The sequence below is a fragment of the Streptomyces sp. NPDC027189 genome (assembly GCF_055566975.1).
In genome coordinates this window covers 7279-22829 of sequence record NZ_JBVHRI010000029.1, presented here as the reverse complement: position 1 = coordinate 22829, position 15551 = coordinate 7279, and the positions used below count along the sequence as shown (strand labels likewise).

The 15551-nt window shown below is 69.6% G+C and carries 17 protein-coding genes and 2 pseudogenes; 12 read left to right on the top strand and 7 right to left on the bottom strand.

The window, feature by feature from the left end:
• The first annotated feature begins 16 nt into the window (after nt 1-16).
• Nucleotides 17-517 carry a mycothiol transferase gene (locus ACZ4RZ_RS41740; RefSeq protein WP_467752782.1) on the top strand — a complete coding sequence of 167 codons (501 nt, stop codon included), beginning with the start codon at nt 17-19 and terminating at the stop codon, nt 515-517.
• An 81-nt stretch (nt 518-598) separates the two neighbouring features.
• Here the strand turns inward: ACZ4RZ_RS41740 and ACZ4RZ_RS41735 are convergent, their stop codons facing one another.
• Complete coding sequence (locus ACZ4RZ_RS41735) at nt 599-1669, bottom strand: adenosine deaminase (protein WP_467752781.1); 1071 nt, start codon at nt 1667-1669, stop codon at nt 599-601.
• A 55-nt stretch (nt 1670-1724) separates the two neighbouring features.
• Nucleotides 1725-2123 carry a VOC family protein gene (locus tag ACZ4RZ_RS41730; protein ID WP_467752780.1) on the bottom strand — a complete coding sequence of 133 codons (399 nt, stop codon included), beginning with the start codon at nt 2121-2123 and terminating at the stop codon, nt 1725-1727.
• Between the two features lie 178 nt (nt 2124-2301).
• Here ACZ4RZ_RS41730 and ACZ4RZ_RS41725 point away from each other — a divergent pair, with 178 nt between their 5' ends.
• The 3 genes from ACZ4RZ_RS41725 (at nt 2302) to ACZ4RZ_RS41715 (ending at nt 4868) form a co-directional block, all read left to right on the top strand.
• On the top strand, nt 2302-3069 hold the full coding sequence (locus ACZ4RZ_RS41725; RefSeq protein ID WP_467752779.1) for a phosphatase PAP2 family protein: 768 nt from the start codon (nt 2302-2304) through the stop codon (nt 3067-3069).
• Nucleotides 3023-4084, top strand: a complete 1062-nt coding sequence (locus ACZ4RZ_RS41720) for a bile acid:sodium symporter (protein ID WP_467752778.1) — start codon at nt 3023-3025, stop codon at nt 4082-4084. The genes ACZ4RZ_RS41725 and ACZ4RZ_RS41720 overlap by 47 nt, the downstream gene beginning before the upstream one ends.
• 73 nt (nt 4085-4157) lie before the next feature.
• Nucleotides 4158-4868, top strand: a complete 711-nt coding sequence (locus ACZ4RZ_RS41715; protein WP_467752854.1) for a dienelactone hydrolase family protein — start codon at nt 4158-4160, stop codon at nt 4866-4868.
• Between the two features lie 51 nt (nt 4869-4919).
• Here ACZ4RZ_RS41715 and ACZ4RZ_RS41710 read toward each other — a convergent pair whose 3' ends face one another.
• Nucleotides 4920-5108 (bottom strand): hypothetical protein, encoded by a 189-nt coding sequence (locus ACZ4RZ_RS41710; RefSeq protein WP_467752777.1) that lies wholly within the window; start codon nt 5106-5108, stop codon nt 4920-4922.
• Between the two features lie 74 nt (nt 5109-5182).
• Here ACZ4RZ_RS41710 and ACZ4RZ_RS41705 point away from each other — a divergent pair, with 74 nt between their 5' ends.
• Nucleotides 5183-5491: an SbtR family transcriptional regulator gene (locus tag ACZ4RZ_RS41705; protein ID WP_467752853.1), complete on the top strand. Its 309-nt coding sequence runs from the start codon at nt 5183-5185 to the stop codon at nt 5489-5491.
• A 159-nt stretch (nt 5492-5650) separates the two neighbouring features.
• Entirely contained in the window at nt 5651-6634 is a 984-nt protein-coding gene (gene sph / locus ACZ4RZ_RS41700) for a sphingomyelin phosphodiesterase (RefSeq protein WP_467752776.1), read from the top strand.
• A gap of 42 nt (nt 6635-6676) precedes the next feature.
• Here sph and ACZ4RZ_RS41695 read toward each other — a convergent pair whose 3' ends face one another.
• Nucleotides 6677-7582 (bottom strand): aldo/keto reductase, encoded by a 906-nt coding sequence (locus tag ACZ4RZ_RS41695; protein WP_467752775.1) that lies wholly within the window; start codon nt 7580-7582, stop codon nt 6677-6679.
• A gap of 416 nt (nt 7583-7998) precedes the next feature.
• On the opposite strand from ACZ4RZ_RS41695, the gene ACZ4RZ_RS41690 reads away from it, so the two are divergent.
• Nucleotides 7999-8622, top strand: coding sequence for a hypothetical protein (locus ACZ4RZ_RS41690; protein ID WP_467752852.1), 624 nt, complete (start codon nt 7999-8001; stop codon nt 8620-8622).
• A 464-nt stretch (nt 8623-9086) separates the two neighbouring features.
• Here the strand turns inward: ACZ4RZ_RS41690 and ACZ4RZ_RS41685 are convergent, their stop codons facing one another.
• From ACZ4RZ_RS41685 to ACZ4RZ_RS41675, 3 genes and pseudogenes are all read right to left on the bottom strand, one after another.
• Entirely contained in the window at nt 9087-9929 is an 843-nt protein-coding gene (locus ACZ4RZ_RS41685) for an alpha/beta fold hydrolase (RefSeq protein ID WP_467752774.1), read from the bottom strand.
• Between the two features lie 4 nt (nt 9930-9933).
• Nucleotides 9934-10551 carry a dihydrofolate reductase family protein gene (locus tag ACZ4RZ_RS41680; RefSeq protein ID WP_467752773.1) on the bottom strand — a complete coding sequence of 206 codons (618 nt, stop codon included), beginning with the start codon at nt 10549-10551 and terminating at the stop codon, nt 9934-9936.
• 149 nt (nt 10552-10700) lie between these two features.
• Nucleotides 10701-10967 (bottom strand): annotated as a pseudogene (locus tag ACZ4RZ_RS41675) (M23 family metallopeptidase); the annotation flags it as partial.
• Nucleotides 10968-11105: 138 nt separating this feature from the next.
• On the opposite strand from ACZ4RZ_RS41675, the pseudogene ACZ4RZ_RS41670 reads away from it, so the two are divergent.
• From ACZ4RZ_RS41670 to ACZ4RZ_RS41650, 5 genes and pseudogenes are all read left to right on the top strand, one after another.
• Nucleotides 11106-12263 (top strand): annotated as a pseudogene (locus tag ACZ4RZ_RS41670) (NF041680 family putative transposase); the annotation flags it as partial.
• A gap of 304 nt (nt 12264-12567) precedes the next feature.
• The gene (locus ACZ4RZ_RS41665; protein ID WP_467752772.1) at nt 12568-13023 is read left to right on the top strand and encodes a hypothetical protein; all 456 of its coding nucleotides are present in this window, start codon (nt 12568-12570) and stop codon (nt 13021-13023) included.
• A 61-nt stretch (nt 13024-13084) separates the two neighbouring features.
• A complete protein-coding gene (locus ACZ4RZ_RS41660; RefSeq protein WP_467752771.1) occupies nt 13085-13924 on the top strand; it encodes a transposase family protein in 840 nt (279 codons plus the stop codon).
• A 191-nt stretch (nt 13925-14115) separates the two neighbouring features.
• Nucleotides 14116-14589: a nuclear transport factor 2 family protein gene (locus ACZ4RZ_RS41655; protein ID WP_059212112.1), complete on the top strand. Its 474-nt coding sequence runs from the start codon at nt 14116-14118 to the stop codon at nt 14587-14589.
• 25 nt (nt 14590-14614) lie between these two features.
• On the top strand, nt 14615-15163 hold the full coding sequence (locus tag ACZ4RZ_RS41650; RefSeq protein WP_059212111.1) for a TetR/AcrR family transcriptional regulator: 549 nt from the start codon (nt 14615-14617) through the stop codon (nt 15161-15163).
• Nucleotides 15164-15551 lie beyond the last annotated feature (388 nt).

Sequence of the window (15551 nt, the reverse complement as noted above, 5' to 3'; positions counted from 1 at the left end):
ACGCGATGGTGGACGCATGCACGCAAAGGACATCCTCATCGACGCGTACAGCCGCATCCAGGAAGAAGTCCATGCCGCCGTCGAGGGTCTGGACCCGGACGACCTCAACGCCCGGCCCGCCGAGACCGCCAACTCCATCTCATGGCTGATCTGGCATCTCACCCGGATCCAGGACGACCATGTCGCCGATGCCGCGGACCTCGACCAGGTCTGGCTGGCGCAGGGCTGGGAGAAGCGCTTCGGGCTCGAGCTGCCCCGCCGGGGCACCGGGTACGGTCACACCGCGGCGAAGGTGGCCAAGGTGCGGGTGGATTCGGGTGATCTGCTCATCGGCTACTACGACGCCGTGCACGAGCAGAGCCTGGAGTTCGTGCGCGGGCTGACCGCCAAGGACCTGGAGCGCGTCGTGGACGAGCGCTGGACCCCGGCGGTCACCCTCGGCGTACGGCTGGTGAGCGTCCTGGCCGACGATCTGCAACACGTCGGCCAGGCCGCGTACGTCCGCGGGCTGCTCTAGGGTGCGGCCCGCGGGCGTGGGTTTCCCCGGTGCGCGGCCGCACAGGGGAATCCCCGAGGCACGGCCCGCACGTGGGATTCCCTAGAGGGCGGCCTCGTAGCCCGGCAGCACCACGTCGCGGATGAGGTCGTTGCGCTCGTCGAACGGGATGAACGCGCTCTTGATCGCGTTCACCGTGACCGTGCGCAGGTCCTCGACGCCCCAGCCGGCCTCCTCGACCAGCAGCGACATCTCGCGGGTCATCGTCGTGCCGGACACCAGACGGTTGTCGGTGTTGAGGGTGACCCGGAAGCCCAGGTCGCGCAGGGCGGTGATGGGGTGCTCGGCGATGGAGGTGGCCGCGCCCGTCTGGAGGTTGGACGTCGGGCACATCTCCAGGGCGATACGGCGGTCGCGCACCCAGCCCGCGAGGCGGCCGAGCTTGCCGTCGACGATGTCCTCGGTGATGCGGACGCCGTGGCCGATGCGCTGGGCGCCGCAGACCTGGAGGGCCTGGTGGATGCTGGGCAGGCCATGGGCCTCGCCGGCGTGGATGGTGAACGGGACGCTCTCGCCGCGCAGGTGCTCGAAGGCGGCCAGGTGGTCGGCGGGCGGGAAGCCGTCCTCGGCGCCCGCGATGTCGAACCCGACGACGCCGCCGTCTCGGAACGCCACCGCGAGGTCGGCGATCTCACGGGTGCGGTCGAACATGCGCATGCCGCACAGCAGGGTGCCGACGCGCACGGGGGTGCCGGCGGCGGACGCCTTGGCCATGCCCGCCGCCAGGCCCTCCTGCACGGTCTCGACAACCTCGGGCAGGGTGAGCCCGCCGTTCACCATCAGCTCGGGCGCGTACCGGACCTCGCCGTAGACGACACCGTCCGCGGCCAGGTCGAGGACGTACTCCTCGGCGGTGCGCAGCAGGCCCTCGCGCGACTGCATCACGGCGAGGGTGTGCTCGAAGGTGGCTATGTAGCGCACCAGGTCACCGGAGTTGGCGGCCTCGTAGTACCAGTCGGCCAGCGCCTGCGGGTCGGTGGTGGGCAGGGTGTGGCCGACCGTCTCCGCGAGCTCCACGAGGGTGGCGGGGCGCAGACCACCGTCGAGGTGGTCGTGGAGTACGGCCTTGGGGAGGCGGCGGATGGTGTCGGCGTCGATGCGGGGCGCGGTCATGCGTGTCTTTCCTCGGCAGGTTCGGCAGGTGGTGAGCGGCGGGTTCTCGGGAGGGTCAGGCGGTGGTGGCAGGCTGGAGCAGGTCCCAGCGGTTTCCGTACAGGTCCTGGAAGACGACGACGGAGCCGTACGGCTCGTGGCGCGGCTCCTCCAGGAAGGTCACGCCGGCCGCCCGCATCCGGGCGTAGTCGCGGGCGAAGTCGTCGGTGTGCAGGAAGAAGCCCACGCGTCCGCCGGTCTGGTCACCGACCCGGCCGCGCTGCGCCTCGTTCTTGGCCCGGGCCAGCAGCAGCCCGCTGCCGCCACCGTCGGTGCCCGCTTCGACGACGACCCAGCGGGAGCCGTCGGGGCGCGGCGTGTCCTCGACGAGCCGGAATCCGAGGGCTTCGGTGTAGTGGCGGATCGCCTCGTCGTAGTCGTCGACGACGAGGGTGACCAGGGCGATGCGTCTCATCGGGGCCTTTCTGGGGTTATACGTAACACGTAGCGTACGGCATCCGATCGGGTGCTCCGGGAACACTCCCCACCGCTTAATCGTCTACAGTTGTGTAGACCGTCTACAGGATTGTAGTCAGCACGGGGTGTGGCCTCTTGCCGCGTCCGCGTGACCACCAGGGAAGGGAGCCACTCCGATGGCCGCAGCCCGGCGCATCACGCCGTCGCGGGAGGACGCCACGGACCTCGCCGGTTCGACGGCGGTGGGGAGCGCGGTCGCGTTCGTGCTGCTGACCCTGATCCTCATCGGCCGGGACGGCGCGGCACTGTTCGGCGACGAGGACCTCACCTCCTGGTCGGTGGGACACCGCCCGGATGTGGCCCTCGCCGTGGCGCGCGGAGTGACGTACACCGGCACGGGGATCGTTCCCTACGCCCTGGTCGCCGTGGCCGGCCTCGTCCTCGGTCGTACGGCGAGGCAGCGGATCATCGCCGTCGTCGGCTGTCTCGCCTGCCTGGCCGCCGCGCAAGCCGTGCGGTACGGGGTGATGTCGCTGGTCGCCCGCCCCCGCCCCACGACGGCGGACTGGGCCACCCACGCCTCCGGCTGGTCCTTCCCCTCGGGCCACACCACCACATCCGCCGTCACCGGCGGACTGCTCATTCTCGCGGTGCTCGCGCGGGCTCCACGCGGGAGAAAGTCGCTCGTTCCGGTCATCGGCTGCTGGGCCGCAATGGTCGGACTGTCCCGTGTCTACCTGGGAGTTCACTGGTTCTCGGACGTCCTGGGCGGCTGGCTGTTCAGCCTCTGCTGGCTGAGTCTGTGCACTTATGCCTTCGCACGGTTCGCCCCCCGTGCCTGCTCCGCGATATCGGCGCCCCGTCTCCGCCCAGGTCCCACGACGGAAGAGCGCCGCCATGATTCGCACGCCCCGCGCGACGTCCCCCCTCACTCTGCTCCGTAGCCATCTCGGATGGGCCGTCGGCGCGGCCTATCTCGCCGCCACGACGGTGCCGGCCCCGGGTCTGTGGCTGCGCCACACGCACACGATCAGCGCATCCGGGGTCATTGGACTCCCCGAACTGCCTTTCAGAACACCGCATTTTCTGCTGTCCCTCGTCCTGTTCACCGCAGGTCTCCAAGTGCCCCTGCACGAGCTGCGGGCATTACTCGGCCGCCCCACCGCGCTGCTGACCGGGCTCGCCCTTCATCTGGTCGCGCCGCTGCTGATCATCCCGGGGGTCGCGTTCGCGCTGCGGCAGTCGCCCGACACCGACGGGGGCAGCGGCCTGGTCGCGGCGATGATCCTGATCGCCGCCATGCCCGTGGCCGCCGGGGCCACCGTGTGGACCAGCAAGGGGGACGGCGATCAGCCGACGACGGTGGGCCTCGTGCTGGCGTCCACGATCGTCAGCCCCCTGACGACCCCGGTCACGATGACGGCACTGTGCCCCCTGCTGAGCCGTGAGTACGCCGGCACGCTGGCCGGAGCGGCGCAGTCCGCGGGGAGCGGCTTCGCGCTCACGGGGGTCCTGCTGCCCTGCGGAGCAGGAATCCTGTGCCGGCTCGCCCTGCCCCGCCGCCTCATGGACCGGCTCCTCGGTGCAGCGGTTCCCGCGGCGATACTCGGTTCGCTGCTGCTGACTTACATCAATGCCAGCGGCGTCCTCGGCCCTTTCCTCAGCCACCCCGAACCGGTGTTGTTCGCGGCCGCGCTGGCCATCGCCGGCACCGTCTGCGGGCTGTCGTTCACGCTGGGCCGGATCACCGCTCGCGTGCTGCGCCTCGAACCGCCCGCCGGTGCCTCCGTCACGCTGGCCTGCGGGATGAACAACAGCAGCGCCGGCGCGGTCCTCATCACGACGACGCTGCCCGACCGACCGCATGTGCTGCTGCCGGTTCTCGCGTACAGCCTGCTGCAGAAGGTGGCCGCGGGCCGTGTCGTGCGGGCTGGGCAAGGTCGCCGTGCGCGCGCATGACATCGTGGAGATCGACTCGGGGCCGGCCACGCCGCGCCCCCACCTGACGCTGCCCTCACAGGAGTTGAGTGACATGTCCGAGCTGCCGAAGTCTACCGGGGCACCCGCCCATCAGAATGTGACCTTCCCCAGCGCCGGAGGCACCGCGCACGGCTATCTGGCGCTGCCGCCCTCCGGACAGGGCCCCGGCGTGATCGTCATCCAGGAGTGGTGGGGTCTGACCGACCACATCGCGAATGTCGCGGACCGGCTGGCGGCGGAGGGATTCGTGGCCCTCGCGCCCGACCTGTACGGCGGCAATGTGGCGCACGACAGCGGCGAGGCCTTCCGGATGATGAAGGAGCTGCCGGTGTCGCGCGGCGTCGAGCTGCTCTCCGGCGCGGTCGACCATCTGCTGGGTCTGCCCGAAGTCACCTCGGACACGGTGGCGTCGGTCGGCTTCTGCATGGGCGGCGGCTTCGTCATCTACCAGGCGGCGGCCGACCCGCGGGTGAGCGCGGCGGTGCCGTTCTACGGCGTGATCCAGGGCGAGGTGCCCGACTTCTCCGGCCTGAAGGCGCAGATCCTGGGCCACTACGGAGAACTCGACACCAGCATTCCGAAGGAGAGCCTGGAGCAGCTGAGCGAGGCGATCCAGCAGCAGTCGGGCATCACCCCGGACTTCCGCCTCTACCCCGCCCAGCACGCCTTCTTCAACGACGGCCGCCCCGAGGCGTATGCCCCGGAGTCGGCCGCACAGGCCTGGGAGAGCACGGTGGGCTTCCTGCACGAGCAGCTGGGGTGAACCCTTCGGCGGCCGCCCGCCGCACGACGATCGCTCGCGGGCGGGCGGCTGCTACGCCGCCTCCTGGGCAGCAAGGCCGTTGAACTCCACGCTGGTGAACACGCGCGGCCCTCCCCCTTGAGGTCGCGTCACCTCGAGCATCGCGCGGCCCACGGTGTCGGTCGTGGTCATGTGCCGCGGGAACAGCCGGAGCAGTACCGGGTAGAGCCAGGAGGTGGCGGCGTGCGGCCGAGGTGGCACGGAACGCGCTCACCGACTCCAGCGACGCCTCGCTGAACTCCATCGCATAGAAGGCGGGCGTCTGGCCTGGGACGCTGCACGGCCTGTCGGACGTCTTGCACTCCCTCACCGACGACAGCCTCACGGGCGAGATCTACGCCTCGGTCATCGGGGCCATCACCCGGCTGCTGCGCGCCTGCGAGGAAGTCGGCAGCATCCGGCCCGGCATCGACCCGGGCGACGTCCTGCTGATGGTGGGGCTCCTGTGGCGGATCGGCCCGGGCGAGGAGGGGGAGGCGCGTGTCGCCCGGCTCCTCAACCTGGTCATCGACGGCTTGCGCCTCGGGGCACCGGGCACGACGGCGGGTGCCGCAGACCACCCAAAGTGGCGGCCGGGCCTCTGACGTGCGTACCTGGGGACGCACTCCGGGCACACCATTTCGACGCGCCGCTGGACGTACTTCTGGGAGACATCCTTTCCGTGCACGGGAGTTACCTGACGGTAATCCCCGGTGATTTGATGTGCGGCGCCACTCAACCCCCCTCACTCACAGGGAGATCCAGTGCCGCTCTCCGCACTGCGCCGCACTCAGGGCGCAGCCACCCTCGTCCTCTCGCTCACCGCCGCGGGCCTCGTCGGGGCCGCGCCCGCGTCGGCGGACACCGCGACGCCGTCGATGAGGGTGCTGACGTACAACGTCTTCCTCATGAGCAAGAACCTGTACCCGAACTGGGGGCAGGACCACCGCGCCGCGGAGATACCGGAGACCTCGTTCTTCCGCGGGAACGACGTCGTCGTGCTGCAGGAGGCGTTCGACAACTCCTCGTCGGACGCCCTCAAGAGCGCGGCAGCGGGCGAGTACCCCTACCAGACGCCGGTGGTCGGCCGAAGCAAGAGCGGCTGGGACGCGACCGGCGGGGCGTACTCGTCGACCACGCCCGAGGACGGCGGCGTGACCGTGCTCAGCAAGTGGCCCATCCTGCACAAGGAGCAGTACGTCTACAAGGACGCGTGCGGTGCGGACTGGTGGTCCAACAAGGGGTTCGCCTACGCGGTGCTGAATGTGAACGGCACCAAGGTTCATGTGGTGGGCACCCATGCGCAGTCGACGGACCCGGGATGCAGCGCGGGTGAGGCCGCTTCCATGCGCAGCCGGCAGTTCAAGGCGATCGACGCGTTCCTGGACGCCAAGAACATCCCGGCGGACGAACAGGTCCTGGTCGCCGGTGACTTCAACGTCGACTCGCGCAGCCCGGAGTACGCGTCCATGCTCGCCGACGCCGACCTGGTGGGAGCCGACGCACGGACCGGGCACGCGTACTCCTTCGACACTCAGGAGAACTCCATCGCACACGACCGCTATCCGACCGACCCCCGCGAGGATCTCGATTACGTCCTCCACCGCGCCGGTCACGCGCGCCCCACGGTGTGGAAGAACGAGGTCGTCAAGGAGCAGTCCGCGCCCTGGACGGTGTCCAGTTGGGGCACCGAGTACACGTACACGAACCTCTCGGACCACTATCCGCTGAGCTCGTACACGGGCTGAGCGCGACGGGCCCCTGCCGCAAATCGGCAGGGGCCCGCCGGCTCACTGTGCCCGCGTGTGGAGGGCGTCGAGGCGGGTCATCTCGTCGTGCGTGAGACGGAGCGCGCCCGCTTCCACGTTCTCCACCAGGTGGTCCGGATTGCCCGTGCCGGGAATGGCGAGCACGTGCGGGCCTTGGTGGAGGGTCCAGGCCAACCGGACCTGGGCGGGTGTCGCGTCGTGGGCCCGCGCGACGTCGAGCACCACGTCGTCGGTGGTGCCACTCGGGCCCAGCGCTCCGCCCTCGCCCGCGATCGCGAAGAACGGCACGAACGCGATGCCCTGTTCGCCGCAGGTCCGCAGGAGAGCATCGGTCTCGGGGGTCGGGGAGTCGAGGCCGTACTTGTTCTGGACGCTCACCACCGGCGCGATGGCCAGTGCTTCGGCGAGATGCCTGGGTTCGACATCGGAGACGGCCAGGTGCCGGATCAGCCCGGCGTCGCGCAGCTCGGCCAGCGCGCCGAAGTGCTCGGCGATCGACTCCTGTCGCATACGGCGCAGGTAGACCACGTCGAGGTGATCGCGGCCGAGCTGGCGCAGATTCTCCTCGACATGGCCGCGCAGATCCTCGGGCCGGGCCGAGGTGCCCCACTCGCCCGAGTAGTCGCGGAACGGCCCCACCTTGGTGGCGATGACCAGGTCGTCCGTGTACGGGGCGAGCGCGCTGTTGATCAGTTCGTTCGCGGAGCGCAGCGAGGAGAAGTAGAAGGCCGCGGTGTCGATGTGGTTGACGCCCAGCTCGATCGCGCGCCGCAGCACGGCGATCGAGCGTTCGCGGTCGCTCGGTGTGCCGTGGTGGAAGGCCGCGCTGCCCGTCAACCGCATCGCGCCGAAGCCGATGCGGTTGACGGTGAGATCTCCGAGTTTCCAGGTGCCCGCGGCTGCCGCGGTGATCATCTCTGAGGTCATCGCGGCAGTTTCGCACACGGTTTACGGAGCCGTGTGCGCAGGTTCGAATCCTGCCGGGGGCACCCTTCATGAGGTGCCTAAAGACCCCGCCACCAGCGCGTTAGCTGAGTGCGGGGTCTTCGCGTATGTGCAGGCGGATGCGTCTCGATGCAGGCATTGCGGGCAGATTGGTGGGCTCTGCTGTCACGCACGCGTTTCAGCGGAAAGCGTCCGCGCAAGATCAGTTGTTCGCGACCCAACAGCAACTCCGCTCGGACCGGTTGACCGTCTACAGCGACTTCGCCGGAGCGCTGACAGAGTTCCGACGCGGACAACAGGACGCGCCGCGTTCATCGAAGCGCGCACAGAGGCTTACCGGCTCCGCGGGATCGCCCTCCACGCGCTGTTCCTGGTCCAGCTCATAGCAAGCGCACGGAATCGACACCGCCACCGCCGTCATCCCCGTCGAACTCCGCCCGACCGATGTCGCGATCACCCCGGACGGCGGGCACGCCTACGTCACCAACTCGAGCTCGAACAATGTGTCGGTAATCGAGACCGCCGGCAACACGGTCACCACCACCGTCCCCGTCGGCATTGACCCGGTCGGTGTGGCGATCAACCCGATCAGCCCGCCGCCGCCGGAGCCGTCCTTGGAGATCACCAAGACCCACACCGGGAACTACACACAAGGCAGGCGGGGCGAGTACACCATCACCGTCGACAACACTGGGACTGCCCCAACCGACGGCACCACGGTCACCGTTAGCGACACCCTCCCGACAGGAATCACCGCCGCCAGACTCAGGGGCTCCGGATGGAGCTGCAGCCGGTCCACCGTCACCTGCACCCGCAGCGACGTCCTCAACCCCGGGAACAGCTACCCGCCCATCACCCTGACGGTCCGCGTCGCCCGCAACGCCCCCACCGGCACGGTCAACAACATGGCCACCGTCACCGGAGGCGGCGACACCACCCCCGACACCGCCACCATCAACCCCCGTGGTTCCTCCAACTCCAGTAGTTCCTCCAACTCCAATGGTTCCTCACACCACCGGTGACGTCCCGCCCGTCCCGCACGACGACAGCGAATTTGCCCGACGCGGGTCGTTCTGGGGCATCAACGTGGGGTGCGCCGGTACCTTCTGCGCAACCCTCGGCTACGACGCTCCTACCGGCGTCGGCAGTCCCCACGGCGTCCGCAGCCTGCGCCGCTGACCACAGGCCGGAACGGACAACCAAGCGGCGCCCGACCAGGGGATACCTGGCCGGGCGCCGAACTGCTTCCATCGACGGGCAACCGAACGGAAAGTCAGAGAACGAACACATCCCACAACGCCGTGACCTGCGGAAAGGGGATGTGACACAGGTTCTTGGCTTGTTCCTTAACCTCGGCCTTGATCATCGGCGTTCAGGCGGTCACTCGTTGGAGTGATCGCAGGGTATATCGCGGGCGCGCGGCCGTGTCGAGTCTCCGACGCCCGCTGCTGCGCGGATGCCGTACCCGGGCGGCACGCGCCGTCCTCTACCCGAGCGTGAGCATCGCCTCGGCGACCTCGCCGACCACCGCATCGGGGATCGCAGTGGCGGCCTCCTTGAGGACGAGCAGCCGCGCCCCGGGGATCTCGCGCGCGATCGCCTCGCCGTTGCCGACGGGGAAGAACCGGTCGCGGCGGCCGTGGACGACGAGCGTGGGGACCTCGATCTCGGGCAGGCGCTCGCGCCAGCGGGGTTTGCAGTCAAGCTTGGAGAACGCCATGCCCATCTGGTTGGCCATCTGGACCGGGGGTGCGGTGCCGGGCGTGCGGTCCCAGATGCGCGCAGCGATCGCGCGCGCGGCGACGGGGCCGTCGCCGAGGATCTCCGCGCCGGCGGCGGCGAACTCCGCGACCGCCTCGCGGTCGGTCCAATCGGGCATCGGACGCGCGAACAGCCGCCTCATAGTCGCCTGGTCATGGTCGGGGAGGTCATCGTCGGGCGGGCCGGGCGCAACCGCGCGGGTGCCGACCAGGGTGAGCGCCGAGAACGCGCCCGGATGGTCGAGCACGGCCACCTGGGCGACCATCCCGCCGACGCCGATCCCCGCGAGGTGCGCAGGCCCCCCGCCGAGCGCGTCAGCAAGGGCCGCCGCATCGGCGGCGAGGCCGCGCAGGGTGTAGGCGGGCGCCTGCGGGTCCGCCGTCGTCGACTCCCCGCTATCGCGCAGGTCGTAGCGCACCACACGGCGCCCGCCGGCGGCGAGGCGCTCGCAAAGCGCGTCGGGCCAGGAGAGCATCGTCGTCCCGCCCGCGAGCAAAACGAGTGGCGCGTCGTCGTCACCGAACGACTCGATGCCCAAGGCGATCTCATTGGCGTTGACAGTGGTCATCGGATCACCGGAAGACGTCGTAGGTCAGGTGCGTCGCCGTCGATGTCGAGAGCACGCTCCGCTGCACCAGCGTGCGCGGCGCTCCGCCGGTGAACAGTGGCGTCCCGGCACCCAGCACGACGGGCGCGAGGTGCAGCGTCAGCGCGTCGACCAGGTCGGCGTCGAGCGCCGAGCCGATCGTGGTGCCGCCGCCCATGAGGACGACGTCGAGGTCCTTGCCGCTGTCCGACGACGCCGCCTCGGCGCGCTCGCGCGCTGCGGTGACGGCGTCGGGCAGACCGGTGGTGACGAACGTCCAGTCGAGGTCGGTGAGCCGCACCGACTCCGGCGGCGAGCTCGTCACGACGACGAACGCGGGCTTGCCGACCTCGCCGGCACCGTAGCCGGACTTGTCGTCCCAGCCGTTCGGCCCGTCGACCACGTCGAAGAGCTGGCGGCCGAGGACGACGGCGCCCGAGCGGGCGGTCGCCTCGCGCAGGACCCGGCGGTCGTCGGGGTCGTCGGAAAATGCCCAGGTGTCCAGGGCCTCGCCGCCGGTTCCCATACCGTTGTCCGGGCCGGGGTCGGGCCCGGTGGTGAAGCCGTCGAGGGAGACCGAGATGTCAGCGATGATTCGAGTCATGCCAGGGCAGACCCGATCCTCCGCCCAAACTCATCGCTCACGCATGAAGCGTGTGCCGGATGTGAACCCGATTGCACCCATAGATTCCACCGGAGGTCGTCGACCGGAGCTGTGCGGTGGCCGTTGGCGAACTCGCTGTTCCCGAGCATTCACGGTGTGGCGCCGTGGAAGCGGAGGTAGGCCAGCGGGTCGATGTCGGATCCGTAGTTCGGGCCGGTGCACACTTCGAAGTGCAGGTGGGGTCCGGTGGAGTTGTTGCCGCTGGTGCCGGAGCGGGCGATGACCTGCCCGGCGCGCACCTGTTGCCCGGCTTTGGCAGAGAGCTTCGAGAGATGTGCGTACGGGCTGTAGTGGCCGCCTGGGTGTTTGATGACGATCTCGTATCCGTAGGCGCCGCCCCAGCCGACGGTGATGATCTTGATCCCTAACCTCGACCTTGATCGATAAGGATCGTGTGGTCACTCGTTTGAGTGATCCCTGAGTACGAGGGCGGCCTTCCTCGTGATCCTGAACTCTGCGACGAGATCCAGGAGTTCACAAGGAAGGCCGTGGGTTTGAGTGTGCTGACGCAGGTCGGCGAACGGAACGATTTCGCGGAACTGTCACGCTTTCGGACGGCCTTCTACGGGTGCTTGTCCACCCGGGCGGACGCGTTCTTCGAGCTCACCGACGCACTGCTGTGTGCAGACGGGCCGGTGCGGACACCGGTCGAGTTGTCGCTGGTCGCCGAGCACCAGCGCGGATACGGCTCGTTGTACGGGGCCTTGAACCACGGCCGCCTGGACGTGGACCGACTGCGGGATCTCCTGGTGTCGATGCCGTTGCCGCGTTTCAACGGGCGGATCGTGCTCACCGTGGACGCCTCCCCGTGGCTGCGCTCGGACGCCAAGTGCTCGCCGGAGCGGCTGTTCTGCCACGTCCACGGCCGTTCCCGTGCGGCCGTGCAGATCATCCCGGGCTGGCCGTACTCCTTCGTCGCCGCGCTGACACCGGACCGCACCTCGTGGACCGCCGTGCTGGACGCCGTCCGGCTCGGGCCCGCCGGCGACGCCGCGGCCGTCACGGCCAGCCAGCTCCGGCAGGTGACCGAACGCCTCATCACGGCCGGCCAGTGGCAGCCCGGCGACCGGGACATGCTGATCGTGATGGACGCCGGCTACGACGTGATGCGCCTGGCCTGGCTGCTGCGGGACCTGCCGATCGAACTGGTCGGCCGCCTGCGCTCGGACCGTAACCTGCGGCTTCCGGCCCCGCCCCGTGTCTACCAGCCCAAGGGCGGCCGACCGCCCAAGCACGGCAAGGAGTTCCGCCTCGCGAAGCCGGAGACCTGGACGGAGCCGCGGGTCGTGACGGTGAAAGACACGCTCTGCTACGGCAAGGCCGAAGCCCGGGCATGGGACCGGCTCCACCCGGAACTACAGCAGCGCTCCGCCTGGATCGACCACGACGGCGAACTCCCCATCATCGAGGGCACGTTGATCCGTCTCAAGGCCGATCACCTGCCGGGCGACCGCGACGCGCCACCGGTGTGGCTGTGGTCCTCGGCCACCGGGGCCAGCCCGGATGATGTCGACTTCGTCTGGTCGTGCTGCCTGCGAAGATTCGACTTGGAGCACACATTCCGCCTGTTCAGGCAGACGCTCGGCTGGACCCGGCCGCGGCTGCGTGACCCACAGGCGGCGGACCGCTGGACCTGGCTCATGATTTCATCGAGGGCTGGTACAAGTTGCACCGACTGCACAGCAGCCTCGGCTACCGCAGTCCCGCCGACTACGAGACGGCACTCGCAGCCTGACCACCACACCAATGAGTGGTGTGCATCGTGAAGTTGCTGGTCACGGGCCTGGTGTGAGGGTCGGGAGAGCTACTCGCGCTGGTCGCCGGCCGGTGTCCATGGCGAAGATCGTCTGACATGTCGTTCGGGGCCGTCTTCGGGTTCTGCTGCGCCGACCGCTGTGCCGCTCTTACGATCCGTGGCCGGGCAGGTACGCCGGGAGAGCGTGGGAGGGTCCGGGGATGCGGGAGCTGGAGCGGATCACGGCTCGCCGGAGTGAACTGGACACGCTCGCTGCGGAGTTGGCCACGCAGCTGCAGGAGGTCCAGGCCGAGAGGGAGGAGCTCGTGATCGCCGAGCGGGTCCTGAACCGGCTGACCGAGCAGGACCGGGCCGCGGCGGAGGCCGCCGTGGCCGTCGCCCCGACGCCCGCCCGGGTGGCGGGGCGGGCGGTCCTGCTGATCCCGCACCGTAGCGAGAATCCCGACGAGGCCGCGCTGCCCGCCGACTACCGCAAGATCCTGGCGATCGTGCGGGCCGTCGACGGCCCCGTCCAGGTCAGGGCGGTGGGCGAGGAACTGGGCCTTCAGGTGGCGGTGCGCGGCAAGCTGGAACCGCTGCGCGCGAAGATGACCAAGCTCGCCGACCGCGGCTGGCTGCACAAGCGAGGCGACGGGCGGTTCACCGCACGCTCCTAGCGGTGCCGCGGGGGGCCAGCGAGGCGTAACCGGCGGGCCCCCGATGGCAGTTGAGTTTGGTGTGAAGAAAAACAACCATGCCGTCATGGGCCCTGACGGCCTTGTCTACACCGCCCGCCTGCCGCTGTCGAGTGCGACCCTGAACTGGCTCGCCGGCCTGATACGCGGCCACTTGAAGAAGATCGGCTCGCGGTGGCGGGCCCTGCCCGTGGGAAAGATCGCGGGCATCGTGCTCGCGGTGCTGCGCTGTGACCAGCGGCCCGGCGACCTGGCCGGCGGCAACCAGATACACCGCACCACCGTGACCCGGTGGGTCAGGGAGGTTGTCGGTCTGCTGGCCGCCCGCGCCCCGCGCCTGGACCGCGCCCTGAAGAAGATCACCCGAACGGGTGGCGGGGTGGTCCTGCTGGACGGCTCGCTGATCCGCACCCGGCGGCGTACCGGGACACAGAACCGGAAGAACTACTCCGGCAAGCACAAACACCACGGCCTGCTCGTGATCGCGCTCACCGACGACAAGGGCCGACTGCTGTGGGTCTCGGCGGCCCGGCCCGGACGCACCTCGGAGATCACCGCCTGCCGTCACGACCGGCTCGCCGTCAGGCTGCGGGCGGCCGGCCTCGGTGCCATCGCCGACCTGGGATTCGTCGGGCTCGACGACAGCGGTCCCGACGCCGATCCGGCGGTGATCACCGGCTACAAGGCCGCCCGGAACCGGCCGCTGACGCGCGGGCAGAAGCTGTCCAACAAGGCCCTTGCCGCGGTACGGGCGCCGGTCGAGCACGGCTTCGCCCACCTGAAGAACTGGCGCGTCCTCGGCAAGGTACGCACCGACCCGAAGTGGGCGACCGCCCTGGTGAGGGCCCTGCTGGTCCTGACGAACCGCGAAGTCTCCCGGTGACCGACGATCTTCGCAAAGCGTGACGGGCGCCGATGGCACCGGGCCGCCGCCCGCCGCCGAGGGGGCGTTTTCTGGATGCCATCCCGTACGTGAACCGGACCGGGATCCCCCTGGCGTTACCTCTGCTCGACTACCCGCAACGGCTGCTGCCGGTGGTAGGTTATAGGTCGACCACTAACGTAGGAGTGAAGATGACAATCAAGCAAGACGACGCCAACCGCCGCGCCGCCGCCCAGCACACCCTGGCCGAGCACCTGCGCCTCACCGCCGCAGGACGGGTCGACGAATGGGTGAAGCTGTTCGCCCCGGACGCGGTGCTTGAGTTCCCGTACGCGCCGGCCGGCGTGCCCCAGCGGGTAACGGGGCGCGACGCACTGGTCGCGCACATGAGCAACTTTCCCGAGACCTTCGACGTCGAGTTCGTCGACCTGGTCTTCCACGACACCGTCGACCCGAGTCTGGTGATCGCCGAATTCCGCTCGAAGGGCACGGCGCTGCCGACCGGCAAGCCGTACGAGCAGACGTGCATCTCCGTCGTTCGGACCGATGACGACGCGCGCATCACCCACTACCTGGACTACTGGAACCCGCTGGTGGCGATCGAGGCGCTCACGCCCAACGACGTTCCGTCCGACCCCGACCGCAGCGTGACTTTTGGAAGCTGAGAGGAGCCGTGTTTGACTGACGTCCATGCCTGCCCCCGGCACCAGCACAAAGAGCGACGAACGACGTCGGACCCTCATGGCCGCCGCGGTCGAATGCTTCGCGCAAAAGGGTTTCTACGGCACGACGACACACGAGATCGCAGAGTGGGTCGGCATCTCTCAGCCGTATCTCTACCGCCTATACCCGAACAAGGAAGCGCTGTTCGCGGCGGTGGTCGACCACGTCTCCGTCGTCATGACCGACACGCTGCTCGCTCACTCACCAGCCTCGGGTGGGGCCGGGCCCGGGCCCGAGGCGGCGTTGGATGCCGCACGCGGCGCCTACGCCGCACTCGTCGCGGACCGGAACATCCTGCGTTTCCTGATGCACGCGAACTGCGCCGTCGGCGAGCCGCTGGTGGCGCAGGCCGTGCGCCGGTGCTACGCCAAGCAGGTTGACACCGTCCGGCGACTGCTGGGCGACGACGAGGCCGTGCGGCGCTGGTTCGGCGCCGGAATGCTCGACAACGTGGTCGCCGTGCTGGGCCTGGCCGACATCGATGAGCCGTGGGCGCACGTCCTCACCGCTCGATAACCCGGCACCGGCAGTTCGGCGACGACAGCCCGAGTCTTCCTCGTAGTCCAGGCTCGGACGGTGGGACTCGGGGCTTCTTCGCCCAGCCGCGGGCAGGCTTCGTCCCGGTCAGCCTCCTCCCGGGCGGGCGCCGGGGCGACGGCCACGGCGGCCTCCGCCGCGGCCCGGTCTTGCTCGGCCAGCCGTCAGCGCAGCAGAACCCGAAGACGGCCCGGAACGACATGTCAGACGATCTTCGCCATGGACACCGGCCAGCGACCAGTGCGAGTAGCTCTCCCGACCTCACACCAGGCCCGGGGAATTGCCGCCCCCCAGGGGGAACAACTAAAGGGGGGGGGGTGGCGGTGGGGGGGGGGGGAAAGGGGAGGGGGGGGGTGTCGTCTCCGGG

Coding starts and splice junctions, on each gene's coding strand:
- ACZ4RZ_RS41740 (WP_467752782.1), top strand. CDS start 17: ATGCACGCAAAGGACATCCTCATCGACGCGTACAGCCGCATCCAGGAA.
- ACZ4RZ_RS41735 (WP_467752781.1), bottom strand. CDS start 1,669: ATGACCGCGCCCCGCATCGACGCCGACACCATCCGCCGCCTCCCCAAG.
- ACZ4RZ_RS41730 (WP_467752780.1), bottom strand. CDS start 2,123: ATGAGACGCATCGCCCTGGTCACCCTCGTCGTCGACGACTACGACGAG.
- ACZ4RZ_RS41725 (WP_467752779.1), top strand. CDS start 2,302: ATGGCCGCAGCCCGGCGCATCACGCCGTCGCGGGAGGACGCCACGGAC.
- ACZ4RZ_RS41720 (WP_467752778.1), top strand. CDS start 3,023: ATGATTCGCACGCCCCGCGCGACGTCCCCCCTCACTCTGCTCCGTAGC.
- ACZ4RZ_RS41715 (WP_467752854.1), top strand. CDS start 4,158: ATGTCCGAGCTGCCGAAGTCTACCGGGGCACCCGCCCATCAGAATGTG.
- ACZ4RZ_RS41695 (WP_467752775.1), bottom strand. CDS start 7,582: ATGACCTCAGAGATGATCACCGCGGCAGCCGCGGGCACCTGGAAACTC.
- ACZ4RZ_RS41685 (WP_467752774.1), bottom strand. CDS start 9,929: ATGACCACTGTCAACGCCAATGAGATCGCCTTGGGCATCGAGTCGTTC.
- ACZ4RZ_RS41680 (WP_467752773.1), bottom strand. CDS start 10,551: ATGACTCGAATCATCGCTGACATCTCGGTCTCCCTCGACGGCTTCACC.
- ACZ4RZ_RS41665 (WP_467752772.1), top strand. CDS start 12,568: ATGCGGGAGCTGGAGCGGATCACGGCTCGCCGGAGTGAACTGGACACG.
- ACZ4RZ_RS41655 (WP_059212112.1), top strand. CDS start 14,116: ATGACAATCAAGCAAGACGACGCCAACCGCCGCGCCGCCGCCCAGCAC.
- ACZ4RZ_RS41650 (WP_059212111.1), top strand. CDS start 14,615: ATGCCTGCCCCCGGCACCAGCACAAAGAGCGACGAACGACGTCGGACC.